Annotated in this window: 22 protein-coding genes; 10 read left to right on the top strand and 12 right to left on the bottom strand. The window is 60.1% G+C overall.

The genetic code is table 11. The features are described from left to right. Positions 1-55 precede the first annotated feature (55 nt). Both AC1Q8Q_RS15550 and AC1Q8Q_RS15545 read left to right on the top strand, forming a co-directional pair. Positions 56-715, top strand: coding sequence for a response regulator transcription factor (locus tag AC1Q8Q_RS15550; RefSeq protein WP_083348674.1), 660 nt, complete (start codon positions 56-58; stop codon positions 713-715). Further along, positions 712-2,046, top strand: a complete 1,335-nt coding sequence (locus AC1Q8Q_RS15545; RefSeq protein WP_168757654.1) for a HAMP domain-containing sensor histidine kinase — start codon at positions 712-714, stop codon at positions 2,044-2,046. The genes AC1Q8Q_RS15550 and AC1Q8Q_RS15545 overlap by 4 nt, the downstream gene beginning before the upstream one ends. 567 nt (positions 2,047-2,613) lie before the next feature. Here the strand turns inward: AC1Q8Q_RS15545 and AC1Q8Q_RS15540 are convergent. From AC1Q8Q_RS15540 to AC1Q8Q_RS15530, 3 genes are all read right to left on the bottom strand, one after another. Further along, complete coding sequence (locus AC1Q8Q_RS15540; protein WP_492615215.1) at positions 2,614-3,417, bottom strand: 2OG-Fe(II) oxygenase; 804 nt, start codon at positions 3,415-3,417, stop codon at positions 2,614-2,616. Between the two features lie 75 nt (positions 3,418-3,492). Next, positions 3,493-4,302: a glycosyltransferase gene (locus AC1Q8Q_RS15535; RefSeq protein ID WP_083348677.1), complete on the bottom strand. Its 810-nt coding sequence runs from the start codon at positions 4,300-4,302 to the stop codon at positions 3,493-3,495. 426 nt (positions 4,303-4,728) lie between these two features. Then, positions 4,729-5,730 carry a zinc-dependent alcohol dehydrogenase family protein gene (locus tag AC1Q8Q_RS15530; RefSeq protein WP_033044893.1) on the bottom strand — a complete coding sequence of 334 codons (1,002 nt, stop codon included), beginning with the start codon at positions 5,728-5,730 and terminating at the stop codon, positions 4,729-4,731. A gap of 109 nt (positions 5,731-5,839) precedes the next feature. Between AC1Q8Q_RS15530 and AC1Q8Q_RS15525 the strand changes: the two genes are divergently transcribed. Continuing rightward, positions 5,840-6,721 (top strand): LysR family transcriptional regulator, encoded by an 882-nt coding sequence (locus AC1Q8Q_RS15525; RefSeq protein ID WP_083348678.1) that lies wholly within the window; start codon positions 5,840-5,842, stop codon positions 6,719-6,721. Between the two features lie 284 nt (positions 6,722-7,005). On the opposite strand, the gene AC1Q8Q_RS15520 is transcribed toward AC1Q8Q_RS15525, so the two are convergent. Further along, positions 7,006-8,196 carry a cation:proton antiporter gene (locus AC1Q8Q_RS15520; RefSeq protein ID WP_042955806.1) on the bottom strand — a complete coding sequence of 397 codons (1,191 nt, stop codon included), beginning with the start codon at positions 8,194-8,196 and terminating at the stop codon, positions 7,006-7,008. A gap of 245 nt (positions 8,197-8,441) precedes the next feature. After that, entirely contained in the window at positions 8,442-9,089 is a 648-nt protein-coding gene (locus AC1Q8Q_RS15515) for a TetR/AcrR family transcriptional regulator (RefSeq protein ID WP_020800486.1), read from the bottom strand. A gap of 125 nt (positions 9,090-9,214) precedes the next feature. On the opposite strand from AC1Q8Q_RS15515, the gene AC1Q8Q_RS15510 reads away from it, so the two are divergent. The 7 genes from AC1Q8Q_RS15510 (at position 9,215) to AC1Q8Q_RS15480 (ending at position 16,798) form a co-directional block, all read left to right on the top strand. Further along, positions 9,215-11,251, top strand: coding sequence for an NADH:flavin oxidoreductase (locus tag AC1Q8Q_RS15510; RefSeq protein WP_168757656.1), 2,037 nt, complete (start codon positions 9,215-9,217; stop codon positions 11,249-11,251). A 126-nt stretch (positions 11,252-11,377) separates the two neighbouring features. Continuing rightward, a complete protein-coding gene (locus AC1Q8Q_RS15505) occupies positions 11,378-12,685 on the top strand; it encodes a M24 family metallopeptidase (RefSeq protein ID WP_492615214.1) in 1,308 nt (435 codons plus the stop codon). 13 nt (positions 12,686-12,698) lie between these two features. Further along, on the top strand, positions 12,699-13,508 hold the full coding sequence (locus AC1Q8Q_RS15500; protein WP_020800489.1) for an amino acid ABC transporter ATP-binding protein: 810 nt from the start codon (positions 12,699-12,701) through the stop codon (positions 13,506-13,508). Further along, positions 13,508-14,149, top strand: a complete 642-nt coding sequence (locus AC1Q8Q_RS15495; protein WP_020800490.1) for an amino acid ABC transporter permease — start codon at positions 13,508-13,510, stop codon at positions 14,147-14,149. The genes AC1Q8Q_RS15500 and AC1Q8Q_RS15495 overlap by 1 nt, the downstream gene beginning before the upstream one ends. Beyond that, entirely contained in the window at positions 14,146-14,805 is a 660-nt protein-coding gene (locus AC1Q8Q_RS15490; protein ID WP_008059832.1) for an amino acid ABC transporter permease, read from the top strand. The genes AC1Q8Q_RS15495 and AC1Q8Q_RS15490 overlap by 4 nt, the downstream gene beginning before the upstream one ends. A 58-nt stretch (positions 14,806-14,863) precedes the next feature. Continuing rightward, the gene (locus tag AC1Q8Q_RS15485; RefSeq protein WP_020800492.1) at positions 14,864-15,697 is read left to right on the top strand and encodes a substrate-binding periplasmic protein; all 834 of its coding nucleotides are present in this window, start codon (positions 14,864-14,866) and stop codon (positions 15,695-15,697) included. 93 nt (positions 15,698-15,790) lie between these two features. Next, on the top strand, positions 15,791-16,798 hold the full coding sequence (locus AC1Q8Q_RS15480) for an Ldh family oxidoreductase (RefSeq protein ID WP_020800493.1): 1,008 nt from the start codon (positions 15,791-15,793) through the stop codon (positions 16,796-16,798). A gap of 116 nt (positions 16,799-16,914) precedes the next feature. Here the strand turns inward: AC1Q8Q_RS15480 and AC1Q8Q_RS15475 are convergent, their stop codons facing one another. From AC1Q8Q_RS15475 to AC1Q8Q_RS15445, 7 genes are all read right to left on the bottom strand, one after another. Next, positions 16,915-17,568: a TetR/AcrR family transcriptional regulator gene (locus AC1Q8Q_RS15475; protein ID WP_083348681.1), complete on the bottom strand. Its 654-nt coding sequence runs from the start codon at positions 17,566-17,568 to the stop codon at positions 16,915-16,917. 32 nt (positions 17,569-17,600) lie between these two features. Then, complete coding sequence (locus tag AC1Q8Q_RS15470) at positions 17,601-19,226, bottom strand: methyl-accepting chemotaxis protein (RefSeq protein WP_492615213.1); 1,626 nt, start codon at positions 19,224-19,226, stop codon at positions 17,601-17,603. Between the two features lie 63 nt (positions 19,227-19,289). After that, entirely contained in the window at positions 19,290-20,441 is a 1,152-nt protein-coding gene (locus tag AC1Q8Q_RS15465) for an acyl-CoA dehydrogenase family protein (RefSeq protein WP_020800496.1), read from the bottom strand. A 17-nt stretch (positions 20,442-20,458) separates the two neighbouring features. Then, positions 20,459-21,547 carry an enoyl-CoA hydratase/isomerase family protein gene (locus AC1Q8Q_RS15460; RefSeq protein WP_168757660.1) on the bottom strand — a complete coding sequence of 363 codons (1,089 nt, stop codon included), beginning with the start codon at positions 21,545-21,547 and terminating at the stop codon, positions 20,459-20,461. Next, positions 21,544-22,440 (bottom strand): 3-hydroxyisobutyrate dehydrogenase, encoded by an 897-nt coding sequence (gene mmsB / locus AC1Q8Q_RS15455; RefSeq protein ID WP_020800498.1) that lies wholly within the window; start codon positions 22,438-22,440, stop codon positions 21,544-21,546. Before mmsB ends, AC1Q8Q_RS15460 begins: the two co-directional genes overlap by 4 nt. Before the next feature lie 160 nt (positions 22,441-22,600). After that, positions 22,601-24,109 (bottom strand): CoA-acylating methylmalonate-semialdehyde dehydrogenase, encoded by a 1,509-nt coding sequence (locus AC1Q8Q_RS15450; RefSeq protein ID WP_033044906.1) that lies wholly within the window; start codon positions 24,107-24,109, stop codon positions 22,601-22,603. A 102-nt stretch (positions 24,110-24,211) separates the two neighbouring features. After that, positions 24,212-25,915, bottom strand: coding sequence for an AMP-binding protein (locus AC1Q8Q_RS15445; protein ID WP_432669334.1), 1,704 nt, complete (start codon positions 25,913-25,915; stop codon positions 24,212-24,214). Positions 25,916-26,604: the final 689 nt, after the last annotated feature.

Here is a 26,604-nt window from a genome sequence, read left to right as displayed (position 1 = left end):
CACGTCAGGTAAGGCGATTAAGGTGCTGCACGACAACCATCACAGGAGGCGCCAGATGCGGGTCTTATTGGTCGAGGACGCTCAAGGCTTGGGGGAAGCGGTGCGCGAGCAGATTGCCGATGACGGCCACGCCGTCGATTGGGTGCAGCGTCTGGACCACGCGCGCAACAGCGTACGCACCACGCCTTACGACCTGATCCTGCTGGACCTGATGCTCCCGGACGGTCGCGGGCTGGATTTTTTGCGTCAGCAACGTTCGGCAGGGGACGTGACCCCGGTGATTATCCTGACTGCCCAGGATCAGATTTCCGATCGTATCGCTGGCCTCAACGCGGGCGCCGACGACTACCTGGTCAAACCGTTCGACCTGTTCGAGCTCTCGGCCCGTGTGGCGGCGGTGGCCCGGCGCTACAGCGGCAACCCCAATCCACAGATCAGACTCGGCGACTTGCAGGTCGACATGAGTGCCCGCACGGTGTTGCGGGCCGGTGCGACGGTGGACCTGACCGCGCGGGAGTGGGCGCTGTTCGAGGCGTTTGTGCAACGCCCCAGCGCGCTGCTTTCCAAGTCGCAGCTTGAAGAACGGCTGTATGCCTTCGGTGCCGAAATCGAGAGCAATACCATTGAGGTCTACATCAGCCGTCTGCGTAAAAAACTCGGGCGCGACCTGATTGAAACCGTGCGGGGCATGGGCTACCGGTTGATGTCCGCATGAAGCCGTCTTCGAGCCTGCAAAAACGCCTCGGCCTGGGGCTGACGTTGGGCACGACCTTACTATGGCTGGCGGCGACCGTTGGCGCCTGGCTGGTGGTGCAGCATGAATTGAACGAGGCGTTCGACAGTGCGCTGGAAGAGACTGCGCAGCGCATCCTGCCTCTGGCCGTGCTGGAAATCAGCAACCGTGAAAGTCCTCGTGACGCCCAACACGTCGCCACCCTGAAAATGCACAAGGAATACCTGACGTACCTGGTGCGCGATGCCAAGGGCGAGATCCTGATGCAGTCCCACGACGCCAACCCGAAGATCTTCAACCAACAACCGGCCGAAGGCTTTTCAACCACAAAAAAATACCGTCTGTACGGCGCCAGTGCGCTACGTGAAACAGTGTTTATCGAGATTGCCGAACCTCTGGAACACCGCCGTGAAGCGGCACGTGAAGCGTTGCTTGCCTTGTTGTTGCCATTATTGGCGCTGATTCCCATCATTCTGTTGGGAACGTGGTTGTTTGTGCGCATCAGCTTGCGCAGTGTATTGGCCTATCGTCGTGCCGTGGAGACTCGTGGGGTGGGTGATCTGTCGCCGATCAGCGGGGCGCGATTGCCGGCGGAAATCGCACCACTGGCGGAGGCGGTCAATCATCTGCTGGAGCGCTTGCGCAAGGCCTTGGAGAGTGAACGCAGCTTTACTGCCAACAGCGCCCATGAACTGCGTACGCCACTGGCGGCGACCCTGGCGCAAATCCAGCGACTCCACCATGAGGCGCCCGAGGGCCCGTTGCGAGTACGTGCGGCGAAAATCGAAAACGCGTTGCGCGACCTGGCGCGGCTCTCGGAAAAACTCATGCAACTGGCCAAGGCCGAAGGCGGTGGCCTGTTGTCCGAAACGCCTCAGGACCTCATTCCGTTGCTTGCCCATGTGGTTGATGAGTGGAACAACCGCAGTGGGCACCGGATCAAGTTGCAGCTGCCAAACCAGTCCTGCTTGTACTCGACCATTGATCCGGACGCCTTTGGCATCCTGTTGCGGAACCTGATCGAAAATGCGCTGAAGTACGGGGCAGCGGATCAACCGATCGAAGTCAGCCTCACCGAACAGGCACAGCTACGGGTGGTCAATAGCGGCCCGGCGGTGCCGCAGTCGGTATTGCAGCACCTGACTGAGCGTTTTGTGCGCGGTCACAGTGAGATCAGTGGTTCAGGACTGGGCTTGGCGATTGCCAAAACCATAGTGCAGGGGGTAAACGCCAGAATGAAATTGTTCTCCCCGGCAACAGGTCGACAAGATGGGTTCGAAGTCTGCGTCTGGTTACCGCTTGCCCCATCATAAAAGACTGAGGGGCTCGCCAACGTTCTTTTATCGATGTGAATCTTGCAGCCATTACCTGGGCAGAATGGTGTTCAATGCACAGAATGCCGATGGTTTTGTTCTAAAGCATTGAGGGCGATAGAAAAATACGCTGTCTCATGCATTTGATGACAATCTGCCTTAGTTGTGAATTTGATTGAATAGATTCAATGCAGTGACTGCTTTTGGCCGATTCTGTTGAAAGAGTAGGCTCTGATTTCCACGGTAGAAAAGTACGCGCTTGAGATTGAAATCTTTACATTGAGCAGAGGATTTCGGGGGCAGATTTCGTGTAGCGGCGCGCAAAAAAACGCATTTTCAGCGGTCAGTATGTGGGCGGTCTGTAAGAACCGACTTTTTCAACAGAATCGGCCGATTGCTGCCTGTCGCGATGGGCTGCAAGCAACCCCGAAGTCGACAGTCGGTAGTGCCACGACTTAGAGCCGGAGAGATGAAAAACCTATGTCATGGCATAAATGAGTGTGGGGCATATCCGGCTTTGCAACCTAACGCTAAAAGTGCACGAGTTCGATCGTCAGACGAGACCGTTTAGTTTTTTTTCTTGATTAGTTTATTGATGTAGTATTTTAGGCTCAAACGATCTTTAGGCCTTGGTTTGTAGTGGGTTTTGTTTCTTTGTGTGGGATCGATCGACATGGTTGCGGCGGTGTAATAGTAAAGCGCTATAGACCTGCGGCTGATGTGCTCTGGAGTAGTCAAAGGTTCTGGGTGCCCATGATTGCTGTCTTTGTCTGTGTTGAAAATGACGCAGCGATTGTAAACGGGTAGGACTTTCTTAAGGCAGATCCTCATGCCGGCATCCCAAAGTTCTAAGTTGCCGCCGTATTCTTCTCGCCAATCTTCATTCAGATAAATAATGACATTCAGTCTGCGCTCGACGTTCAGATTTTTGTTGAGCCTGAAGTCCGAGTGCACGCCCAGAAAACCACCGCTTTTCGTTTCATGCAGGCCGCCACCGGTAAAGTAGGGGTCGGGTATCAAACCGTGAATGCCTGTGAGATTTTGAAGAAACTGCAACATGGGCGCCGAGTTAAAGGCGTTGAAAACAGTCTTCAAAAAGGGGGCACATTCGTTGGGGCTTATTTGACGTTTTAGTTGACCTTTATAGCCGCGCTCGTAGAGCATTTCATTGTTGGTCGGCTCGATTGGGAAGTGCGAGCAGATACTCGAAATCAGCTCTTCATGCAAGAAGTTGTCGATGACTATGTGCGGGAATGGCGCAGCCTGGACATAGTGACTGGTCAAAGAGTCGCCAAAGGTGCTGGCAGCGTTTTGGTCGAAATCAAGCTCCGGGGACAGGGTGAAAGGTAGTGCTTGAGTGATGGGTGCCATTACCGCTCCAATAACTTAATATAAGACTTGTGGGGGGCTTGAAGCAGCCTTGAGCAGGCTGCGTCTGCTCGTCGCTTAGCTTTTTCTGTCATCCTTGTTCAGGCGCTTAAGGATGTTGTTGTACATTTTGGTTCGTCTATGAGTCTTGTCATAGCCGCCAGCCGCTGCGACAGTGCCGGCTTGAATGTGATCCAGATAGCTGAAGATTTTACGCGGTGATAACATTTCTACGACATAGCCGAGCTCTGTCATGCGGTCTTGAAGAGTATATCCTGGTACGCGTTCATCCATGGAGAAATGCATGTTATTTTGCTTGATAAGTTTGCAGTTCCATAATGTGCAGAAACTTTTTAAGTAGACTTCTCTGTAAGGTTTTGGCTCTCTAGAGCGTAATCCCATAGAGATTTTCAGGTGTCTGTAATGATGTTTGAATAGTCGTGAGCTAAAGCGCCAAAGCGTTCTTGCGGTGCCACGGTTGATTTGCTCAACACAACCCACTGCCACGGCTTTCGGGTTATTCAAGCACTTATTCAACATCATTGGAAAAACATTTTTGTCGAAAACAAATGTATCTGTGTGCATCAGGAATAAATAATCAGTTTCAACTTGCTGCAAAACTAGATCCAGTGCCTTGCCATGTGCGATGTGGCCAGGTTCTGGTTCAGGGGCAGAGCGCTCGATCAAATTGATCCAATCGAGAGTTCGTAAGTAGTCAGTGCTTTCATCGGCAGAATTGTTGTCAACTACCCATATTGGGACGTTGTCGCTGCCTAGGTGTTGGTGTAATAAATCCAGGCATATCTTGGTGATTTCGGGTGTTTTGTAATTCACTATGACTATGCTGAAGGGTTTAAAACTTTCAGCTGGAAAACCCGGATTGATCATTGTTCATGTGCTCATGGTGTTGTATTTATTTTTATAAGTAACTTAACCTGCTTCCGGCTTGTGCTTGTTCTTTCGCGAAAAATCTTGCGCGGCTATAGAGCACAGTTTGTCAGGTCGTTTTGTCATGCATAATAGTCGTGGTTCACCCAAACCTGAAGGAGACTGAATCGGACTGCATCCTATAAGGATCTGCTCTACAGGTAAATATCCATGACTTGAATCGTTATATCAGTAGGCGGTAGGCGGTAGGCCGCATCAGTGAATGCAGCCTCAGTTGTAGACACTGGCAGGGTCAGCTCCTGGCCGTTTTCTGCCTGTCGCGTCCGGCTGAAAACGTCCCAAAGCTGACGTTGGTGACAGGCATAAATCGGCCAGTAGCGGCCGCATCCGGCCGTTTGTACTGAATGAGCTTTAGAGCACCAAGAACTATTCATTTACCAACTGGATTACCGTCTTGCCCTTGCCGCGACCTTCCGCGACCTGGCGAAACGCTTCGTTGACGTCTGGCAGCTCAAAGTGCCGTTGATCCACGCGGATAGTCAGTTGACCAGCGTTGGCCAGCGCGGCGGCCTCGCGAAGGATAGCGCCGTGGTGTTCGCGCCCCTTGCCGGTGAGCAATGGCGCTAGGGTGAATACGCCGGAATAGGTTGCACTTTTAAACGACAGCGGTGCCAGGCTGTGCTGCCCCCAACCCAGGCAGCTCAGCACGTGCCCGGTATAAGGCTTCACGGCCTTGAATGACGCATCCAACGTGCTGCCGCCTACGGTGTCGTAGACGATGTCGAAACCTTCACCAGCCGTATAATGCTCGACATAGTCCTCTACGCTCTGTGCCTGATAGTCGATGGCCGTAGCCCCCAGCGAGCGAATGAAGTCGAGACTCGCCGCCGAACCGGTGGCGTAGACATCGGCACCGCGAGCCTTGGCCAGTTGCACAGCCACTTGGCCGACCCCACCCGCGCCGCCATGAATCAGCACACGCTGACCGGCACGGACATTGGCACGATCTACCAAACCTTCCCATGCGGTAATGAATACCAAAGGCAATGCAGCTGCCTCACGCATGTCGAGAGTGTGCGGCTTTGGCGCGATGAGCCGGACATCCACGGCAATGTATTCGGCCATAGTACCCTGAGCACCGCCGATCCCGCCGGGCATACCGAAGACTTCCTGGCCTTGGGTGAAACTCTCAACCGCCTCGCCCAGTTCGATGACCGTGCCGGCGAGATCAAGGCCGAGCACTGCCGGCAGCGCCTGGCGGGCGTGAGCCCCTGCGCCGGCGGCGATCTTGGTATCGAGAGGGTTTACCCCTGCGGCGTGAACCCTGACCAGCACCTGTCCCTTGCCGGGAACGGGGCGATCGATTTGGCGGACAGCCAGAGGGGCCTGGGCGGACTCGGCGATAGCGGCGAGCATGAAGTGATTCATGGCGGGGAACCTTTGATTGAGTGGACGCTTACAGATTGCCGCGCTTTCATCATTCCGATAAGAAACTAAATTTGCATATAACTTATTCCACAAAGAGGTCTAATCGCAGATGGACTTGTTCGACAGCATGCACATCTTTGTACGCGTCGTGGAGCGCGGGTCGTTTTCTGCGGTTGCTCGCGAGCTGAACATGGGGCAGCCGGCAGTGAGCAAGCAGGTTCGCGCTTTGGAGCAGTATCTGGGCGGGCCATTGTTCGCCCGCAGCACCCGGTACCTGGCCCTGACCGACCAAGGGCAACGCTTCTACAGCCACTGCCAGGAAATTCTCGGCCACCTCGAAGCCGCCACGCGCAGCTTTACCAGCGGTCAGGAGCAGATCGCCGGCCCTCTGCGAGTCGCCGCACCGGTCAGCTATGGGAGGTTGTGCATAGCACCGCTGATAGGGCCTTTCTTGCAACGCCATCCAGAGGTCCGGATTGATCTGCGCCTGAGCGATCACAACGAAGACCTGCTCAAGGAAAATATAGACCTGGCTATCCGGATTGGCGTGGTGAAGAGCGAGGGATTGGTGGCAGTGCCACTGGGTACCAGCACGCGGCGGGTCTATGCCGCGCCCACCTATCTGGATCGACACGGCCTGCCATGCGAGCCCCATGAACTGACAGGCCACAACTGCATCGGTTTCACATTGCTGGAGCATTACGACAGTTGGCACTTCACTAACGGTGCGAAAGAGCTCGATGTGGCCATCAAAGGCAACGTCACCAGCAACAGCAGCGAGGCCATTCGCGAAATGGTCCTCTGCGGCGTGGGTATTTCCCTTTCTCCAGAATGGCTCTTCGCAGCTGACGTCGAACAGGGCAGCGTTCGTATCGTGCTCGACGATTATCAGACCACCGCGCTTCCTGTCAGCGCTGTGCTCAGTCGGGAGCGGCGACGTTCAGCGCGGACGATGGCCTTCATCGATTTTATCCGCGAGCGCTTAATGTAAAACCGCCTCGTCATCCACCGTCCGCTCTTGGTGGTCGCAGTTCGACCCAAAGCGGCCGGAGACAGGCCGCAAGATTCAGTCCGTAGAGGGCAGCATCAAACGCAGGCTGATAGTCACGAATGTTGAAAGAATCGTTCGGGTCGGCATGGGCCAAGGGAAGGAGAAAGGTTGTCGTCGATGATTTTCTCGCGGGTGATGAGCGTGAGAGCCGGGTCGTTCGCAGGGTGATGCAGCGGAAAACGCAGCGGCCAGTGCAGTTCGAGATTACTGAACGAACACGGTCATCAATGATCACGACTGGCCAGCCGTGCAACCCATGGATTGGCACTCAGACCATGTAATAGCACACTGAGTAAAACGGTACAGACAGCAGTAGCCACCAAGGTACGACTTGCTTGCAGGGGGTAGGCCAATATCATGACGGCGAAGACAATACTGGCCAGGCCTCGCGGGCCGAACCAACCGATGAAGAGGCGAGTTTCGAAATCGAAGCGGGTTCCGACCAGGCTGATCAGCACGGGCAGTATGCGAATCATGGTCAGGCTGAGCACCGAGTAAAGCCAGATGTTGAGGGTGAGGCTGCTCCAGGCCCAAGGGATCACCAGTGCGCCAAATACGACCCAGGTAATGACCGATAACAGACTGGCGAACTCTTCGCTGGCCTTGAGCATCTGGTGCTTTTGCTCGGTAAACAGAAAACTTGCAAGCAACCCACCGACGAACGCGGCGATAAACCCGCTACCGCCTAGTGTTTGCGCTGTGGCAAAGCACAGGATGGCGAGCCCGGGCAGGGTCAACTGTGACCACACTGGCGTTTGCCACTGGTGTTTTACGGAGTAGCGCTGCAACCGCCAGGCGATGAGCGTCAGGGTAATACCGATGAGTGCACCGATGCCCAGTTCCTCGATCACTAACTCTAATGCCAGTGAGATAGGGGACCGTGTCTGTTCTTCGACCAGCAATGCCAAAAACATAAGCAACACTGGAACGCAGATTCCATCATTCAGCCCGCTCTCAACGTTTAACCCTTCACGCACGGACGCGGGAACCTGAGGGTTGCTCACAACCGCCTTACCGAGCGCAGCATCGGTGGGCGCCAGAAGGGTTGCCAGTATTGCCAGTTCCAACGGTGGGACCTGTGGGAACAGCCAGACGCCGACTAGCCAACCACCCGCTATGGTCAGCGGTAGCCCTATCATCAACAAGCGCAGTGGAAGCCCTTCATTGGCCCGAAGGACCTTCAGATCAGCGTTGGCCGCATCGCTGAACAGAACAATCGCCAGCGTCAGCTCAGCCAAGAACTTTAGGCCCTCCCTGTCAATCCGGAGTTGCAGAACGCCCAGGAATGCCGGGCCGAGAAGCAGGCCGGCAAGCATGAACATAAGCGGGCCATTAAGCAGGCGTGACTCGAAGCGCCCCGCAAATAGGCTGTAGGTAAGAAGGAAGGCGGCAAGCAGCGCCAAGTTCTGATACATCGACGACCTGCCTGTTAAGGGTGGGCAGATGTAGCACGCGACCTTGAAGTAAACACCTTCAGGGTAGCCCCATTTGCAGTTTCGTGGAGAACACCGGAACAATCGCAATGGTTCAGGTACCGACCCCGGACGGGGCTATCGGCTATTCGGGCCAGGCACCGATTGAAGGAATGCCTGGCAGCGGTGCGCCAAAGGGAGCGCCTACCGGGACGCTCTACAAAGAAACTGACTTAAAGTCGATGTTTTCAGACGTTCAAATCGGCACGGCTAAAACCGTTGCGCTGATAAAAGCGCTCCAGCTCACGGGCTTCCGGCTCCCTGCCGGTGAAAATCTTCAGGTACTCGGGGATGTAGCGCATCCGCTGGGCCAGGGGCTCCCGGGTTTTCATGCTGATGTAGCCGATTTGCGTGAGGTAGATCGAACGGGCGCGGGTTATCGCCGCATCGTGTTCAAAGCCGAAACGGTCGAACATCTGCCGCAATGCCTCGACGCGCTGCTCGTCAGCCTCGCCGATTTCCTGCGCCACTTCCGGTGATTGCAACGCCCAACTGCGCATGGCGAACTCGAACTGCGAGTCGAACAAATCGCTGTTCAGCCAGCAGTCGAAGACGTTGAGAATCGCCTCGGTGATGGACTCGGCATAGGCTTGGGATTTGGTCACCAGGTTGAAGGTGTTCTTGTTTTTCCATTGCTCGATCAAGGCGACGAGCAGGGCATCGCGGTCTTCGAAAAACCAGTAGAAGCTGGTGCGCGACAAATTCAGTTTTTTCGCCAGCGGCATCACTCGCACGGCATCGACGCCTGACTCGGTCAGACTTTCGTAGGCCGCATTGAGCCAGGCTTCCAGGGAGCCTCGGCCTGCCGGTTCCGCCGTTGAGGTGGTTGCTTTCATGGGCATTTCTTCCCTGCTGAAATTTGCTTTTCGTGGTCAACTGTACACCAGTGTCAAGCCTATTGACACCTGTGTACACAGGGGCATATTGTCGGCGTGCCTGATGACCTGTTTGCGAGACCGATATGAAAAACGATCCGCTACTTCAGCCTTATCGCCTCAAGCATTTGACCCTGCGCAACCGCATCATGACCACCTCCCATGAACCGGCATACCCGGAAGACGGGATGCCGAAAAAGCTCTACCGGGCCTACCACGTTGAACGTGCCAAAGCCGGTGTAGCCATGACCATGACCGCGGGCTCCGCCGCGATCTCCCGTGACAGCCCGCCCGTGTTCAACAACATTCTGGCCTACAAGGACGAAGTGGTCGGCTGGATGAAAGACCTGACCGACGAGTGCCATGAACATGGTGCGGCGGTGATGATCCAGCTCACTCACCTGGGCCGGCGTACCCGCTGGGACAAAGGCGACTGGCTACCGGTGGTGTCGCCCTCCCATAATCAGGAACCCGCACACCGCGCCTTCCCCAAGCAGCTCGAACAGTGGGACATCGACCGCATCATTCGCGACTACGCCGATGCCGCCGAACGCATGAAAGCCGCCGGCCTGGACGGCATCGAGCTGCAAGCCTACGGTCACTTGATGGATCAGTTCTGGTCGCCGCTGACCAACGAACTGGAAGGGCCGTACGGCGGCTCGCTGCAAAACCGCCTGCGCTTTACCTTCGATGTGCTCACGGCCATTCGTAAACGCGTGGGCGCGGAATTTATCGTAGGCATTCGCTATACCGGGGACGAAGTCCTTGCCGGCGGCCTGCAAAAAGAGGAGGGGTTGCAGATCTCCCAACTGTTGAAAGACAGTGGCATGATCGACTTCCTCAATGTGATTCGCGGCAACATCGCCACCGACGCCGGGCTGACCGACATCATCCCGATCCAGGGCATGCGCAATGCGCCGCACCTGGATTTTGCCGGCGAAATCAAGGCGCTGACCGGCTTCCCGACCTTCCATGCAGCGAAAATTCCCGACGTGGCCACGGCGCGTCATGCCATTGCCTCGGGGCTGGTGGACATGGTCGGCATGACCCGCGCGCACATGACCGACCCGCACATCGTGCGCAAGATCATCGAAGGCCGTGAAGACGATATCCGCCCTTGCGTGGGCGCCAACTATTGCCTGGACCGCATTTACAACGCTGGCGCTGCCTACTGCATCCACAACGCCGCGACCGGGCGTGAAACCACCATGCCCCATGAAATACCCAAGGCTGCGCACAAGCGCAAAGTGGTGATTGTCGGCGCCGGCCCTGGTGGCCTGGAAGCGGCACGGGTGGCAGGAGAGCGCGGCCACGAGGTGGTGGTGTATGAGCTGGCGGACAAACCCGGCGGACAGATTCGCCTGACCGCGCAGTCCGAGCGGCGCAAGGAAATGATCAGCATCATCGATTGGCGCATGGCGCAATGCGAGCGCCTTGGCGTGACGTTTCACTTCAACACCTGGGCAGACACCGCGATTGTTCTCGATGAAAATGCCGACGTGGTGATCGTGGCGACCGGGGGCCTGCCGCACACCGAAGTGCTGGAACGCGGCAATCAATTCCTGGTTTCAAGCTGGGACATTATTTCCGGCGACGTGAAGCCTGGGCGCAATGTGCTGGTGTACGACGATGCGGGTGACCACGCCGGCCTGCAAGCCGCCGAATTCATCGCCCGCAGTGGCGCCAAGACTGAAATCATGACCCCCGACCGCTCGTTCGCGCCGGAAGTCATGGGCATGAACCTGGTTCCCTACATGCGCTCGTTGCAGCAACTGGACACCACCTTTACCGTCACCTACCGGCTCAAGGCTGTGGAGAAACAAGGCGACCAATTGCTGGCTACGATCGGCACCGATTACAGCGACCTGACCAAAACACGCCGGGTGGATCAGGTGGTGGTCAACCACGGCACCCGGCCGCTGGATGAGCTGTATTTCGAACTCAAGCCCTTGGCCAGCAACGAAGGCGCCGTGGAGTACATGGACCTGATTGTCGGCAAGCCGCAAACCGTTTCGAGCAACCCCGAAGGGCGCTTCCAGTTGTTCCGCATTGGCGATGCCGTGGCGTCGCGCAATACCCATGCGGCCATCTACGATGCCCTGCGGCTGGTCAAGGACCTCTAGCTGCCGTGTGTCGCCCACAACAATAAAGACAGCCGTCACCTGATTTAGAAGCCTTTAGTTACTGCCCCAACAGTTGGACTGATTGAATTTGATGAACATCAAACTCTTCCCAGCGGAGGTTGTTGCATGCATACGGGTTCTGATTCCATTGAGCTGCTCACGGCGTTAACCGAACGCGACCTGCGCTTTCGCAGCGATGCCAAGGTCACTGAACATGCCCTGGCGCCGGTCGACACGGCGTTACTCGATGCGTATTGCGCCATCGACCGCAAAGCCCTGCGTCATTACCGCCTGGAACGCATTCGCGAGCAACTGCGTGCCCAGGATTACGCCGGCATTCTGTTGGCCGATCCGATCAATATTCGCTATGCCACCGACACCAATAACCTCGGTTTGTGGGTGATGCACTCGCCCAGCCGCTATGTGTTCGTGGCCACCGACGGCCCGGTGGTGCTGTTCGAGTTCACCAGCAGCCGGCACAACAGCGAGCACGTGGAAACCATCGATGAAATTCGCCCGGCGATTCCCTGGCTGTATTTTCTTGCCGGCCCCCGCGTGCAGGAAAAAGCCGAGCGCTGGGCCCAGGAAGTGGCGGACCTGATGGCCCGCCACGGTGGCGGCAATCGCCGCTTGGCGGTGGACCGTTGTGACCCTTGGGGCGCGCAACGCCTGACGCATAAGGGCATTGAGCTGTTCGATGCGCAGCCGTTGATGGAGCAGGCACGCTTGATCAAATCGGCGGAAGAGGTGGCCAGCCACCGGGTCTCCATGGGCGTGTGCGACCTGGCCATTGCCCGGATGCGCACAAGCCTGGTGCCGGGGGTTACTGAAAACCAGCTGTGGAGCATCATGCACGGGACTAATGTCGCGCACGGCGGAGAATGGGCCGAAAGCCGCTTGCTCAGCTCCGGGCAGCGCACCAACCCGTGGTTCCAGGACGCCACCGACAAGGTCATCAAGGCAGGCGAGATGGTCTGTTTTGACACCGACATGGTCGGGCCCGGTGGTTACCTTTCGGACATCTCTCGCAGCTTCGTCTGCCCCGGCAAGGCGCCGACAACGGCCCAGCGCGACTTGCTGGAAATCGCCTCGCAGCAGATCAATCACAACGTCGAACTGCTGCGCCCTGGCCTGTCCTTTCGCGAGTTTGCCGAACACTGTTGGCCTGTGCCCAAGCGCTTTGAGCACAACCGCTACATGATGATGCTGCACGGCGTCGGCCTGGTGGACGAGTACCCCAGCGTCGCCTACGCCGTGGATTTCGCCGAGTGGGGTTACGACGGCCTGTTCGAGGAAAACATGGTGGTGTCGGTGGAAAGTTACATCGGAGAACAAGGCGGTGGGGAAGGGGTGAAGCTCGAAGAACAGGTGCTGATCAGCGCCAACGGGCCGATAAAACTTTCGCGCACGCCCTTAGTCGACGGCGATCGATAGCTGGAGCAAAAACATGAGCAGTATGACCGTGATCGAATCCGCGCCCTCCTTGGCACCGCGCCCAGTGGCCAGCGCCGAACCGTTCTTGCGCCTGGAGGGAATTCATAAGCAGTTTGGCCCCTATCCCGTCCTGCACGACGTGTGTTTTGAAATGAGCAAGGGCGAGGTGGTGGCCATTATCGGGCCCAGTGGTTCGGGCAAGAGTACCTTGCTGCGCTGTATCAATCAGTTGGAGCCGCCAACCCAGGGCCGGGTCAGTATGGATGGCGTGCACATCGAAGCTGGCAAGGCGTTACCCCGTACAGAGCTGCTCAAGCTACGCCGGCGCATTGGCATGGTGTTCCAGTCGTTTAATCTTTTTCCGCACCTGACGGTACTGCGCAATGTCAGCCTGGCGCAAATCCGTACCTTGGGCCGCAGCGCCAAAGAGGCCGACGCCCGCTCCATGCAACTGCTCGAACGCGTGGGGTTGGCCGACAAGGCCCAGCACTATCCGGCGCGCTGCTCCGGTGGCCAGCAACAACGGATCGCCATCGCCCGTGCCCTGGCACTGGACCCTGAATTGATGCTGTTCGATGAGCCGACCTCGGCGCTGGACCCCGAGCTGGGCCTGGAGGTGCTGGCGGTGATGAAAGAGCTCGCCTGCGAAGGCATGTCGATGATCGTCGTGACCCACGAAATGCACTTCGCCGAAACCGTGTCCGACCGCGTGGTGGTGATGGCCGAGGGGCGAATCATCGAGCAGGGGCCGAGCCAGCAAGTGATGCGTCAGCCCGAGCATGAACGGGTGATCCAGTTCCTCCAGGCCGTGAGGAATCGCTGATGCAAGACATCCTGATGATGCTGTTGAACGGTGTGCCGTGGACCATTGCTGTCACCGTGCTCGCCTTCTGCGTCGGCGTGGTGCTGGGGTTTCCGATCTGTGCCCTGCGCCTGTCCAGGGTCAAGCCCCTGCGTTTTCTGGCGGCCATGCTGGTGCTGACCCTGCGCTCCATTCCGCCGATTGTCTGGCTGTTTTTCATCTTCTTTGGCATCGGTGGCGGCTATATCAGCCTGTCGCCGTTTACAGCGGCAGTGGTCGGCCTGGGGCTGATCACGGCGGCGCACATGTCCGAGGTATACCGCGGTGCTTTCGCGGCGATTCCCACCGGGCAATTCGAAGCCGCCTATGTGCTTAACCTGTCGGCATCGCAACGGTTTTTCGATGTGGTGTTACCGCAGTTGGTGCGCATCGCCATTCCCACCTCGGCCACCTACGCCATTGGCCTGCTCAAGGATTCGGCCGTGGCCTCGACCATTGGCGTCGGCGATATCAGCTTCCAGGCCTATCAAGTTTCACAACAAACCTTTCAGGGCCTGAGCGTCTACAGCGCGGCGGCGGTGGTTTACCTGGTGCTCAGCGTGCCGGTGGCCTTGTTCTCCCGTTGGCTCTCGGCGACGTTGAAACAGAGGATTGCCCGATGAGCGAACTGCTGACGATGTGGGCCCAATGGCTGCCGGAGTTGTGGAAGGGCTTTGTGTTGTCGATGCAGGTCACGGCGGTGAGCCTGGGCCTGGGCATTGTACTGGGGCTGGTGCTGGCACTCGGTGTCTCGGCCCCGAGCCGCTGGTTGCGTTACCCGTCTCTGGTCATCGTGGAGTTGGGGCGCGGTGCGCCGGCGTTGATCCTGCTGCAGTATTTTTACTTTGGCCTGCCCAGCGTCAACCTGACCTTGACCTCGTTCTGGGCTGCCGCGCTGGCCATGGCGTACTGCACGGCGGCCTACACCAGTGAAATCATTCGCGGTGGCATCGAGGCCGTGGCCCCAGGGCAAACCGAGGCCGCTGAGGTGATCGGCCTCAACCGGTTCGACGCCCTGCGCTTTGTGATCCTGCCTCAGGCCTTGCGGGTAGCGCTGCCGTCGCTGCTGGGGTTCTCGATCATGATGTTCCAGGCCTCGTCGCTGTGTTTCACCATCGCCCTGCCAGAAATTGTCAGCCGGGCGTCCTCCATAGGTTCCTCCACGTTTGAGTACATGCCGGTGCTGATCCTGGCCGGTTTGATGTATGCCGCTGTCTGTGCTCCGGCAACCCTGGGCGTGGCGGCGCTGGAAAAAAGACTGGCACCCAGCCAGCCATAACAACAAATGCCACTCACGCCGTTTTCGGCTGCTGCTCTCTTATTGCAAAGGTGACGTCATGACTCGCTCATTCAAACATTTTACCCGTTGGATGTTCTTGTGTTCGACCCTGGCTGGCGCGCCATACGCCCTGGCCGAATGCACCCCGGCGAACCAGTTTGAAACCATTACGCCGGGTGTGCTGACCGTGGCGGCGTACGTCTTCCCGCCTTACTCGATACCGGGACCGAACAACCAGTTGAGCGGCGTGGATGGCGAGATCATCAAGCGCATCGCCGAGCGCGAATGCCTGAAGGTCAAGACCATGGTGGTGGACACCGCAGCGGTGGTGCAGGCGGTGGTGGCAAAGCGCGCCGATGTCGGCATCGGTGACTGGTACCGCACGGCAGAGCGCAGCAAGGCGTTGGGGTTGTCGGCACCGTTGTACCTGGACGTGATGGGCATTATTTCGGATGAGGGCTACACGAAGATTTCCGAACTGGACGGCAAGCGCATCGGCACCGTGCAGGGCTACCTGTGGGTGGACGATTTGAAGAAGACCTTTGGCGACAATCTGGTGCTCTACCCGAACCCGGTGGCCATGGCGCAGGACCTGGCGTCCAAGCGCATCCAGGTCGGTGCGGACAGCTTCGCGGTGGGGGTCTCTTCGCAGCAGAAGGGCGCGTACCCCGGCAAGAGCATCAAGGTGTCCGAGCCCGATCAACGGGTCAAGGCCACGCTTGAGCCTGGGCAGAGCGCCTTCCCGTACACCAAGTCCAACGCAGCCTTGGGCGAGGCGCTGGGCAAGAACATCCAGGCCTTGCATGCCTCGGGCGAAATCGCTGAAATCCTCGCCTCGTTTGGCCTGGACCGCGAGGCTGCGAAGGTGGGTGAACCGAGGATGATCCAGTAAAGATAATCAACTGGACGAGCAGGAGCGGCCAGCGCCGCTCCTGCAGGTTCTCAAGCTGCGGCACACCTACAATCCGAGAATATTGAAGCCACCATGGACGACGACAAACCCCACAAGCGCCTGTCTCTGGCCGAGGCCACCACCTTCGCACAACAGCTCTGCCTGGCCCACGGCACCAGCCACGCCGTGGCCTCGGCGCTTGCCAACGCCACGGTATCAGCCCAGGCCCATGGCCAACACGAGGTCGGTTTCGGTCATTTGCCTGACTACCTCAGCGGCTTTGCCACCGGCCGAATCGCCAGGGCTGCCGAGCCCTTCGTGTCCCAGGTCGCGCCGGCCATGATCCGCTGCGATGCGGCCCAAGGCATCGCGCAACTGGGCTTCGATCACGCTTTCCCAGTGCTGTGTAGCAATGCGCATCAACTGGGTATTGCCCTGTTCGCGCAGTTCAACGCTTTCACCTGTGGCGAATTGGGCTATTACACCCGTCGCCTGGCGCGCGAGGGGCTGGTCGCGTTGGCGTTCACCAATGGCTCACCGCTGCTCACCGTGGCGGGCCAGAGCCGGCCGCTGTACTCCACCAACCCCATCGCATTTGCCGCCGCCAGTGCTGCAGGTCGTTTACTGGCGATCGACCAAGCCAGCAGCGCCACGGCCTACGTAAACCTGCTTCGGGCCGCTGAAGCGGGGGAGGCGATACCGCCAGGCTGGGCGGTTGATGCACAAGGCAATGAAACGCGCAGCGCGCGGGAGGCACTGCGCGGGACGTTGCTGGCGTTCGGGGGCGGGCGCGGCGCCAACATCGCGTTGATGGTCGAGGTGCTCGCGGCGGGTTTGACGGGGGCCAATTGGTCGTTGGATGCAGCAGATTTCCGTTCCGGCAGCGAATCCCCAGGGGCAGGCATGCTGGTGATTGGCATTGCTCCCAGGTTGCTGGACGAGTGCTTTGCCTCACGTCTGGGCGAGCAGATGACGCGGCTTGAAACCTTGGGCGTTTACCTGCCGGGCAAGGCCAAAGAGCAAGCCTATGCCCGTGCGGTCCGCGAGGGCATCAGCCTGCCGTTATCGGCGTACGACGCGTTCAAGGCGCAGGTGGAATAGTCAAACCCTTCGCCACCGCCGGCCGCGGCAGAAAACTTTCAAGCGCAGCGGTCACGCTGGGCCGTGCTTGCCCAGCTGCTGTCACTGCGCTACCGGCCAGGCATTGCCACGGCCGATCATGAGGCTTTAAGCCCGGGAGCCTGCAACGCCCCCTGCAGGGCGCCCATGACCATGTCATGCAGCAGCTTGCGCCGTGTTCCCTTGCCGGCCGGCGACTCTGCAATCCAGGCCGGCAGTTGGTTGAGCAGGGACACGATGCCGCTCAAGGTAGAGCGCAGGGGGACGCTCGCCGGTTCACCGGTGAGCTGTTCAATCGTGGTCACCAGGTGTTCCTCGTAGCGCCTGCGCAACGCCAGGATCGAGCCAAGCTGTTCGCTGTCCAGGCAATGGAGGTCATGCTCGGCCAGGCGAAAATGCGCCGCCATGCGCTCGTGCAGCAGCAGGTGCGCCTCAAGCAAAGCCTGCAGTCGTGCCGCGGGGCTGGATTTGCGCCGGTTCACCAGGTTGGCGCCGTGCAGCAACTGTTCGTAGAGTTCCTCGATCAACTCGAACAGCAGTGCCTCCTTGCTGTCGATGTGGTTGTAGATGGAGCCGGCCTTGATCCCCAGATAAGCCGCCAGGTCGCGCATGCTGACCCGGCTGAAACCACATCGGGCAAACAGCTCGAGGGCTTTTTGCCGGGTTTCCAGGTAGCGGGAGTGGTGCACCTGGTCGATGGCCCCCGCAAACGAAGAGCCGGGGCGGGAGGCAATGGGTTGCGAGGCTGTCATCTAGGCGATACCTCCATCGTTGCTGATCCATTTCAAAGGCGAAACTGCCCCAATAGCCGATTGAGCTGGCCCGCCAACTGCCCCAGGTTCTGGCTGGCCTCGTTGGACTGGTCCGCCGCCAGGGCATTCTCGTGGGCCAGCGAGGCGGCGTGGGTGACATTCTGGTTGATGTCCTCGACCACGTGGGATTGCTCCAGGGTGGCACTGGCAATCGAGGCGTTCAGTTCCGTGAGATTGCGCAGCGCGGTGATGACCAGGTGCAGGCTTTCACCGGTTTCGCGGGCCTGTACCACGGTTTGGCGAGCGGCCTGGCTGCTGGCATTGATGACATCGACCGCCGCTTCGGAGTTGCCCTGCAGGCGTTCGATCATGCCCTGGATCTGCGCGGTGGACTGCTGGGTGCGCTGCGCCAGCAGGCGCACTTCGTCTGCCACCACGGCGAAGCCACGACCCTGTTCACCCGCGCGCGCGGCCTCGATGGCGGCGTTCAGCGCGAGCAGGTTGGTCTGTTCGGCGATGGCGCGGATCACCTCCAGCACGCTGCCGATCTGCGTGCTTTCCTGCGCCAGGCTCTGGATCACTTCGACAGCCTGGCCGATGGTCTCGGACAACTGGTCGATCTGGCGCAGGCTGCTGTCGATGTTGTGCTGGCCCTGGCGTGCCTGCTCATCGGCCTGGCGTACTTCATTGGCAGCGTGTTCGGCGTTCTTCGCCACGTCCTGCACGGCATAGGACACTTCGTGGATGGCGGCGGCCACCAGTTCCATTTGCTGGGATTGCTGTTGGCTGTGGCGCTGGCTGTTGCTGGCAATCTCGCCCAGCGATTGCGAGGCCTGGTCCAGGTTGCCAGCGGTCTGCATGGACTGGCCGATCACAGCGCGCAGCTTGTGGGTGAACGCGTTGAAGTGGCTGCTCAGAGCGGTCAGTTCATCGCGCCAGCGACTGTCCAGGTTGTGGGTCAGGTCGGCTTCGCCGCTGGCGATGTTCTCCATGGCATTGACCACCTGCGCCAGGGGCAAGGCGATGCTGCGGGCAATCAGCAGGATCAGCGCGCTGAGCAGCAGGGCGATGGTCAGTACGATGACGAAAGCCTGTATCAGCTGGCGGCGGAACTCCACTTGTACGTCGTCGATGTAGATGCCCGAGCCGACGATCCAGCCCCAGGGCTTGAACAGTTCGACGTAGGAAACCTTCTCCACCGGCGCGTCGGAGCCCGGCTTTGGCCATCGGTAGTGCACCAGGCCGGAGCCGTTGCGGTTTGCCACGGCGACCATCTCGTCGAACAGTGCCTTGCCGTCAGGGTCGCGGGTGCCCGCCATGCGCTTGCCCTCGAGCTTGGCATTGGGGTGCATGACCATGCGAGTGTCGAGGTCTTCGATCCAGAAGTAGTCGTCGTGGCCGTAGCGCAGGTTGCGTATGACCGCGCTGGCCTGTTGTTGCGCTTGCCCACGCTCGAGACCCTGGCCTTCCAGGGCCTGGAAATGACGCAGGATGCCGCTGACGGTCTCGACCACGTGACGGGTTTTCAGGGCCTTGGCCGCATAGAGATCGTCATGGTTCTGCTTGAGCATCAGGCCGGCGAGAATCAGCAGCATCAGGATGGACGTCAGCAAGATCAACCACAGGCGGCTGATGGAAAAATTACGCAGGCCGAGCATGGGCAACTCCAGAAGGGGCAGGCAAGGGGGCAGCCGGCGCGCAGGGTGCGGCCGGCCAAGGGCTCAGAGCGCGTAGTGGGCCAGCTCGCGTGCGATCAGCAGGCGCTGCACCTCGCTGGTGCCTTCGTAGATCTGGGTGATGCGCGCATCGCGGTAGTAGCGCTCCACGGGGTAATCCTCCAGGTAGCCATAACCACCATGGATCTGCAGGGCGCTGGAGCACACGCGCTCAGCCATTTCCGAGGCGAACAGCTTGGCCTGGGACGCTTCTGACAAGCACGGTTGCCCGGCGCTTTTCAGGCGCGCGGCATGCAGCACCAGCAGGCGGGCAGCATTGAGCCGGGTGTGCATATCGGCGAGCAGGTTGGACACGCTCTGGTGTTCGATGATCGGCTTGGCGAACTGGATGCGTTCGCGGGCATACCCCAGCGCAGCCTCGAAGGCGGCGCGGGCGATGCCCAGGGACTGGGCGGCGATGCCGATGCGACCGCCTTCAAGGTTCGACAGGGCAATGGCCAGGCCCTTGCCGCGCTCGCCGAGCAAATGGTCCTGGGGGATCGTACAGTTATCCAACGTCACCGCGCAGGTATCGGAGGCCTTGATCCCCATCTTGTGTTCGCTGCGATCGACCACGAAGCCGGGATTGTCGGTGGGCACCAGGAACGCCGACAGGCCCTTCTTGCCCAGTTCCGGATCGGTGACGGCAAAGACAATGGCCAGCTTGGCACGCTTGCCGTTGCTGACGAATTGCTTGGCACCATTGAGTACCCACTGACCGTCGCGCAGTTCGGCGCGCGTGCGCAAGTTGTGGGCTTCGGTGCCCGCCTGTGGCTCGGTCAGGCAGAAGCAGCCAATGGCCTGGCCGCTGGCCAGGAGTGGCAGCCAGGTGTCTTGCTGGGAAGGGCTGCCATATTTGAGCAGCGGGCCGCAGCCCACTGAGTTGTGGATGCTCATCAAGGCGCCGAGGGCGCCGTCGCCGGCCGAGATTTCCTCCACGGCCAGTGCGTAGGCCACATAGTCGGTGTAACTGCCACCCCAGGTGTCCGGCACCACCATGCCCAGCAGCCCCAGTTCACCCATCTGCGCCACCACGGCATCATCGATCCAGCCGGCCTTTTCCCAGGCCTGGGCCTGCGGGCCGACTTCGCTGCGGGCGAAGTCGCGTGCCATGTCGCGGATCATGCGTTGTTCTTCGGTCAATTCGATATCGTGCATTGCGAGTCTCCTGCCGTTCAGGCGGTACGAAGGGGTTTGCCAGAGGCCGGGCGAAAGTCGCTGAAGAAAGCCTGCACCCGCGCTGGCACCAGTTCCGTCAGGGTTGGCGGGTTCCAGCGTGGGGTCTTGTCCTTGTCGATGATCAGTGCGCGCACACCCTCCATCAGGTCGCCTTTGTCGAACCACTGGTAGTCCAGGTGCAGCTCCAGGGCAAAGCAGTCGGCCAGGCTCAAGTATCGACCGCGGCGCAACAGTTCCAGGGTCGTAGCCATTGCCAGTGGCGAGCGGCTGTCGAGCAGCGCAACCGTCTGTTCGGCCCAGTCGCGCAGCTCGGGACGTTGCTCGCGCTGCAGCGCATTGCGAATCGCCGACACATCAGGCAGGGAGAAATAGTCATCGATCACCTGGCGGTAAGCCTTGAGTTCCGATCCGGCAATACGCTCGGCGGCCAGCCCCGCCAGCAGGTCTTGCAAGTCTTCTGCGGGCGCACGGGTCCAGTTCAAGTGATCCAGGGCGGCATCCAGTTCGACCAGGCGCTCGCTGGGCAGGTAGTAGTCGGCGAGGTCGGCATAGAGCGCATCGGCGGCCCGTACCTGGCAGCCGGTGACGCCCAGGTAGATACCCAGCTCACCGGGAAGCCGCGGCAGGAAATAGCTGCCACCGACATCGGGGAAAAAGCCGATGCCGACTTCCGGCATGCCCATGCGCGTGCGCTCGGTGATCACCCGCAGCGAGGCCGCCTGCGCCAGGCCCATGCCACCGCCCAGGACGAACCCGTCGAGCAGCGCCAGCACCGGTTTGGAGTAGCCATGCAGGTACTCGTCCAGGGCGTATTCCTCTTCGAGAAACAGCTCGTGCAGGTTGTCTCCGGCCTTGTGACTGTCGTACAGCATGCGGATGTCGCCACCGGCGCAGAAGGCTTTTTCCCCGGCACCACGCAGGGTGACGGCGACGATGTCCGGGTCTTGTTCCCAGATCCACAGGTACTGGCAAAGCAGCTTCACCGTCGGCAGGTCGAGGGTGTTCAGCGCGCTGGGCCGGTTCAGTGTCAGGTGGCCGATGCGGTTGCGCACACAGGCCAGCACCGGGGCTTGCTGCTCGCTCATGCCTGGGCTTCCCCTTGGAACAGTTTGATGATGGCAGAGAAGTCCAGGCCGCCATGACCTTGCAGGCTGAAGGTCTGGTACAGCTGCTGGGCGGCAGCACCGAGCACCACCGGCTGACGCGCGTGTTTGGCTGCTTCGGTAGCGAGGCTGAGATCCTTGAGCATCAGGTCGGTGCCGAAGCCGCCACTGTAGCCACGGGAGGCCGGAGCATTTTCCAGCACGCCCGGGAACGGATTGTTGATCTCCGAACTCCAGCAGCGACCGGTGGAGGTGCCGATGACACCGGCCAGCACCTTGGCGTCCATGCCCAGGGCCACACCCAGGGCCATGGCCTCGGCGACGCCGACCATGGAGATGCCGAGCAGCATGTTGTTGGCGATCTTGGCCACTTGGCCGTTACCGGCTTCGCCGCAGCGCACGATGTTCCTGCCCATGGCCGAGAGGATCGGCAAGGCCTGGTCGAATACGCTGACGGGGCCGCCGACCATGAACGTCAGGGTGCCTGCCGTCGCACCGCCGGTGCCGCCGGAGACCGGCGCGTCGAGCATCGAGTTGCCTTGGGCGAGGGCGAGTCTGGAAACTTCGCGCGCACTCAGCGGGTCGATGGTCGAACTGTCTATCAACAGCACACCTGGGCCGATGTTGGCCAACAGGCCGTCCTTGGCGCAATAGACCTGTTTCACGTGGTGTGCGGTTGGCAGCATGGTGATGATCACTTCCACCCCGGCCTTGGCCACGCCTGCGGGTGAGTCGGCGGCGCTGGCGCCGGCCTCCACCAACGCGGCGACTGCCTGCGCGAAGGGATCGAAGACGGTCAGGCTGTGGCCCGCCTTGAGCAGGTTGCGGGCCATTGGGCCGCCCATGTTGCCGAGGCCGAGAAATCCGATATGCATGATGGCTACCTTTTGCGTGTGTGGTGGCGAGGGGATCTACCGAAACGTTGCACCGCCCCGTTGGGTCGCGAAGCGGCCCCAATCCAGACAACTCGGTCTTTTTGAACGGTCGCTGGGGCTGCTTCGCAGCCCCAGCGGGGATGAATCCCCTCGCCACAGATCATTTGAGGGTGATAGTGGTGTTCACCGCGCCAACGTCGTCGTCCTCGTCGAACCAGCGTTGGGTGATCGTCTTGGTCTGGGTGTAGAAGGTCACCACTTGCTTGCCGTAAGGGCCCAGGTCGCCGAGCTTGGAGGCGCGCGAACCGGAGAAGGAGAACAGCGGGACCGGTACCGGGATCGGCACGTTGATGCCCACCTGGCCAACGTCGATTTCCTCCTGGAAGTGACGGGCCGCCGCGCCGGAGCGGGTGAACAGGGCGGTACCGTTGCCATTCGGGTTGGCGTTGATGATCTCGATCGCCTCGCTCAGGCTGGCGGCCTGCATGACGCACAGCACCGGGCCGAAGATTTCTTCGCGGTACACGGACATTTGCGCAGTGACGTTGGAGAAGATGGTCGGGCCGACGAAGTTGCCGTCCTGGTAGCCAGGCACGCTCGGGTTGCGGCCATCCAGTTCGAGTTTGGCGCCTTCTTCGATGCCACTGGCGATCAGGCTGTTGACGCGATCCAGGGCAGCGCAGGAAATGACCGGGCCGATGTCGGTGCCAGGTTCGGTGCCGCCATTGATCTTGAGGGTTTTGGTCCGCTCGATCAGGTCCGGCAACCAGGTCTGCGCTTCACCTACCAGAATCACTACCGGCAGGGCCATGCAGCGCTGGCCAGCGGCGCCGAAGGAGGCGCCCAGCAGGTTGTTCAAGGTCTGCTGCTTGTTGGCATCGGGCAGGACGATGGCATGGTTCTTCGCGCCCATCATGCACTGTGCGCGTTTGCCGTTTTGCGTGGCGCGGTTGTAGACGTGAGTGCCGACCTTGGTCGAACCCACGAAGGACACGGCCTTGATGTCCGGATGATCACAAATCAGGTTCACCGCATCGACGCCGCCGTGGATGACGTTGAGTACGCCCTTGGGTACACCGGCCTCCAGCGCCAGTTCGACGAGGCGCATGGTCACCAGTGGGTCTTGCTCGGACGGCTTGAGGACGAAGGTGTTGCCGGTGGCGATGGCCATCGGGAACATCCACAATGGGATCATCGCCGGGAAGTTGAACGGGGTGATGCCGGCGCACACGCCCAGCGGCTGCATCAAGGTGTAGGTGTCGACGCCGTTGGCGACGTTGTTGGCCAACTCGCCCATCTGCAGGTTACCTATGGAGGTGGCGTGCTCGACCACTTCCAGGCCGCGGAACACATCACCTTCGGCATCCGGCAGGGTCTTGCCCTGTTCGGCGGTGAGCAGGGCGGCCAGTTCCTTGATGTTCTCGCGGATCAGTTGCTGGTATTTGAAGAAGATCCGCGAGCGGGCGCCGATCGGGGTCTTGCGCCAGGTCTTGAAGGCTTCCTTGGCGCTGGCCACGGCGGCATCCATTTCCTCGGCGGTGGCGAATGGCACACGAGCGAGGACTTCCTGGGTGGCCGGGTTGACCACGTTACGCCACTCGGTACTGCGCGATTCGACGAACTCGCCGTTGATGAGGAGCTTGACGCTTGGAACGCTGGATGAGGTCATTTTCGGGTCCTGTCTGCTTTCTTTGAGTCGAGAGTGGCCCCTCGGCCTGGTTGGCCGAGTGGTCGGAGGTGAGTTCAGGAGGGCCGGCGCACCGGCCCGGATTCAGCCCTTGAGCTGAGGGAAGTCTTCTTCGAAGTACTCTTGTGCGCCGCGCGCGTCACTCTGCCGACGCTGCACTTCCATCTGGCGCAGCTCCACCCGACGGATTTTCCCGGAGATGGTCTTGGGCAGCTCGGTGACGAACTCGATGCGTCGCACTCGCTTGTACGGCGCCAGGTGCTCGCGGGCAAAGGCGAGGATATTGCCGGCGAGCTCGGCGCTGCCGGGTTCGTCATGGGCCAGGATCAGGAACGCCTTGGGCACGGCCAGGCGCAGCGGGTCGGGGCTGGGGACCACGGCGCATTCCATCACCGCCGGGTGCTCGATCAGAGCGCTCTCCAGTTCAAAGGGGCTGATGCGGTAGTCGGAGGCCTTGAACACGTCGTCGGCGCGACCGACAAAGGTGACGTAGCCATCATCGTCAATCTGCGCGGTGTCGCCGGTGCGGTAGTAACCGTCGCGCATCACCTCGGCGGTTTTTTCCGGACTGTCCTCATAGCACAGCATCAGGCCAAGTGGGCGCACGTCCAGCGGCAAGGCGACTTCGCCCTCATTGCCAGGTGCCCCGTCGGGGTCGAGCATGGTCACTCGGTAGCCCGGCAGCGGACGACCCATGGAACCGGGCTTGAGCAATTGGCCGGGCGTATTGCCGACCAGGGCGGTGGTTTCCGACTGGCCGAAACCGTCGCGCAATGGCAAGTCCCAGGCATGCAGGATCTGCTCGATGATTTCCGGGTTGAGCGGCTCACCGGCGCCCACCAGTTCGCGCAGGCACAGGCGCTCCTTGTAACTGGCCAGGTCCTCCTGGATCAGCATGCGCCAGACCGTGGGCGGGGCGCACAGGCTGGTGACGCCATAGCGCTCCAGGGCACCCAGCAGGGCAGGGGCGCTGAAGCGCGCGACGTTATGGATGAAGATGCAGGCGCCGGCGTTCCAGGGGGCAAAGAGGCAACTCCAGGCATGCTTGGCCCAGCCCGGTGACGAGATGTTCAAGTGCAGGTCGCCCGGCTGCAGGCCGATCCAGTACATGGTCGACAGATGGCCGACCGGATAGCTCTGGTGGCTGTGCAACACCATCTTCGGCTTGGAGGTGGTGCCGGAGGTGAAGTACAGCAGCATCGGGTCGGTGGCCAGGGTGCGACCCTCGCTGTCGAACTGTTCGGAGTATTCGCTGGCGGCGCTGTGGGGTGTCCAGCCGGCGGGGGCCGGGCCGACGCAGACGCGGCTGCAGCCTTCACCCAGGCCGTCGAACTTGTCGACATGGGCGGCACCGACCACCAGATGGCGAACCTGGCCACGTTCGATACGATCGGCCAGGTCATCGCAAGTCAGCAGTGCGGTGGCAGGGATGACCACGGCGCCAAGCTTGAAGGCGGCCAACATGGTTTCCCACAGGGCTACGTCGTTGCCGAGCATCAGCAGGATGCGCTCGCCACGGCGCACGCCAAGGGCACGCAGGTGGTTGGCCACCTGGTTGGAGCGCGCGGCCAGTTGCTGGAAGCTGTAGCGCTGCTCGCTGCCGTCTTCTTCGACGATCCACAGGGCGTTGGCCTGGTTACCTTCGGCCATGGCATCGAAGTAATCCAGCGCCCAGTTGAATTCACTCAGTTGCGGCCACTGGAAGTCCCGTGTGGCAGTGGCGTAGTCGGTACGGTGGGCCAGCAGGAAATCACGAGCTTTGATGAAGGGTTGGCAGTTGCTGTTCATTGGAGTCTCCATCGATCGCGGGGGCGATCGGCGCGGTAACGGGTACGGGATGGTCAGGCGGCGAGGGGCGCTTCGCTGCGGGCGGCGATGCGTACGTGACGCGTGCGGGTACCTGAGAGCGGGGAGACGATGGCAAGCATGGATGTCTTCACGGTGTATGCCCTTGTTTGTTTTTGTTGGGTCTGGCCCGGATCATGGCCGGTGCTTGAGTCCAGTATATGCATGCAAAAATGAATTAAAAATGCTCATAAAAGCCGGTGCGTTGTGCAGAAAAGTCATAGCTGTGGTGCGTTGGATGGCAGGCCAATCGCACTGTCAGGTAATGCGGGTCGCCCTTACTGTAGGAGTCAGGCTTGCCGGCGAAGGCGTCCTGGCAGACGATAGTTGTCTTTCAGGTGTACATATCCGTTGCTGCGGTAACGGCCACTTATGGTTTCGCTTTTACAGCGAGTCACTTTGAGAAGCGGAACGCCGCCCGGCGCAAAGTAACCAAACGCTCTTGCCCCTGGCGTTCGGTGCCTTGCTAATGCTCGGCATGCCCTCGCTCCGGCCCTGCTCCGTGGGTCGCCGCGATGGGCCGTCCCTGGCCCAGCGCGGCTAAACCGGCATCCTTGCCGGTTTACCCACTGCGCAGAACCTCCACTCGGCCTCTCGAGGGGGCAAGAACATCAAAAGCCAGATCACAATCA

It is taken from the genome of Pseudomonas sp. GW823-FHT06B06 (assembly GCF_058795195.1).
Note: the sequence above shows the minus strand (reverse complement) of the source record. Positions and strands in the feature narration are given on the sequence as shown.

Excerpts from the sequence above, each read along its gene's own strand:
- AC1Q8Q_RS15550 (WP_083348674.1), top strand. The coding sequence starts at position 56 with ATGCGGGTCTTATTGGTCGAGGACGCTCAAGGCTTGGGGGAAGCGGTG.
- AC1Q8Q_RS15545 (WP_168757654.1), top strand. The coding sequence starts at position 712 with ATGAAGCCGTCTTCGAGCCTGCAAAAACGCCTCGGCCTGGGGCTGACG.
- AC1Q8Q_RS15540 (WP_492615215.1), bottom strand. The coding sequence starts at position 3,417 with ATGGCACCCATCACTCAAGCACTACCTTTCACCCTGTCCCCGGAGCTT.
- AC1Q8Q_RS15535 (WP_083348677.1), bottom strand. The coding sequence starts at position 4,302 with ATGATCAATCCGGGTTTTCCAGCTGAAAGTTTTAAACCCTTCAGCATA.
- AC1Q8Q_RS15530 (WP_033044893.1), bottom strand. The coding sequence starts at position 5,730 with ATGAATCACTTCATGCTCGCCGCTATCGCCGAGTCCGCCCAGGCCCCT.
- AC1Q8Q_RS15525 (WP_083348678.1), top strand. The coding sequence starts at position 5,840 with ATGGACTTGTTCGACAGCATGCACATCTTTGTACGCGTCGTGGAGCGC.
- AC1Q8Q_RS15520 (WP_042955806.1), bottom strand. The coding sequence starts at position 8,196 with ATGTATCAGAACTTGGCGCTGCTTGCCGCCTTCCTTCTTACCTACAGC.
- AC1Q8Q_RS15515 (WP_020800486.1), bottom strand. The coding sequence starts at position 9,089 with ATGAAAGCAACCACCTCAACGGCGGAACCGGCAGGCCGAGGCTCCCTG.
- AC1Q8Q_RS15510 (WP_168757656.1), top strand. The coding sequence starts at position 9,215 with ATGAAAAACGATCCGCTACTTCAGCCTTATCGCCTCAAGCATTTGACC.
- AC1Q8Q_RS15505 (WP_492615214.1), top strand. The coding sequence starts at position 11,378 with ATGCATACGGGTTCTGATTCCATTGAGCTGCTCACGGCGTTAACCGAA.
- AC1Q8Q_RS15500 (WP_020800489.1), top strand. The coding sequence starts at position 12,699 with ATGAGCAGTATGACCGTGATCGAATCCGCGCCCTCCTTGGCACCGCGC.
- AC1Q8Q_RS15495 (WP_020800490.1), top strand. The coding sequence starts at position 13,508 with ATGCAAGACATCCTGATGATGCTGTTGAACGGTGTGCCGTGGACCATT.
- AC1Q8Q_RS15490 (WP_008059832.1), top strand. The coding sequence starts at position 14,146 with ATGAGCGAACTGCTGACGATGTGGGCCCAATGGCTGCCGGAGTTGTGG.
- AC1Q8Q_RS15485 (WP_020800492.1), top strand. The coding sequence starts at position 14,864 with ATGACTCGCTCATTCAAACATTTTACCCGTTGGATGTTCTTGTGTTCG.
- AC1Q8Q_RS15480 (WP_020800493.1), top strand. The coding sequence starts at position 15,791 with ATGGACGACGACAAACCCCACAAGCGCCTGTCTCTGGCCGAGGCCACC.
- AC1Q8Q_RS15475 (WP_083348681.1), bottom strand. The coding sequence starts at position 17,568 with ATGACAGCCTCGCAACCCATTGCCTCCCGCCCCGGCTCTTCGTTTGCG.
- AC1Q8Q_RS15470 (WP_492615213.1), bottom strand. The coding sequence starts at position 19,226 with ATGCTCGGCCTGCGTAATTTTTCCATCAGCCGCCTGTGGTTGATCTTG.
- AC1Q8Q_RS15465 (WP_020800496.1), bottom strand. The coding sequence starts at position 20,441 with ATGCACGATATCGAATTGACCGAAGAACAACGCATGATCCGCGACATG.
- AC1Q8Q_RS15460 (WP_168757660.1), bottom strand. The coding sequence starts at position 21,547 with ATGAGCGAGCAGCAAGCCCCGGTGCTGGCCTGTGTGCGCAACCGCATC.
- mmsB (WP_020800498.1), bottom strand. The coding sequence starts at position 22,440 with ATGCATATCGGATTTCTCGGCCTCGGCAACATGGGCGGCCCAATGGCC.
- AC1Q8Q_RS15450 (WP_033044906.1), bottom strand. The coding sequence starts at position 24,109 with ATGACCTCATCCAGCGTTCCAAGCGTCAAGCTCCTCATCAACGGCGAG.
- AC1Q8Q_RS15445 (WP_432669334.1), bottom strand. The coding sequence starts at position 25,915 with ATGAACAGCAACTGCCAACCCTTCATCAAAGCTCGTGATTTCCTGCTG.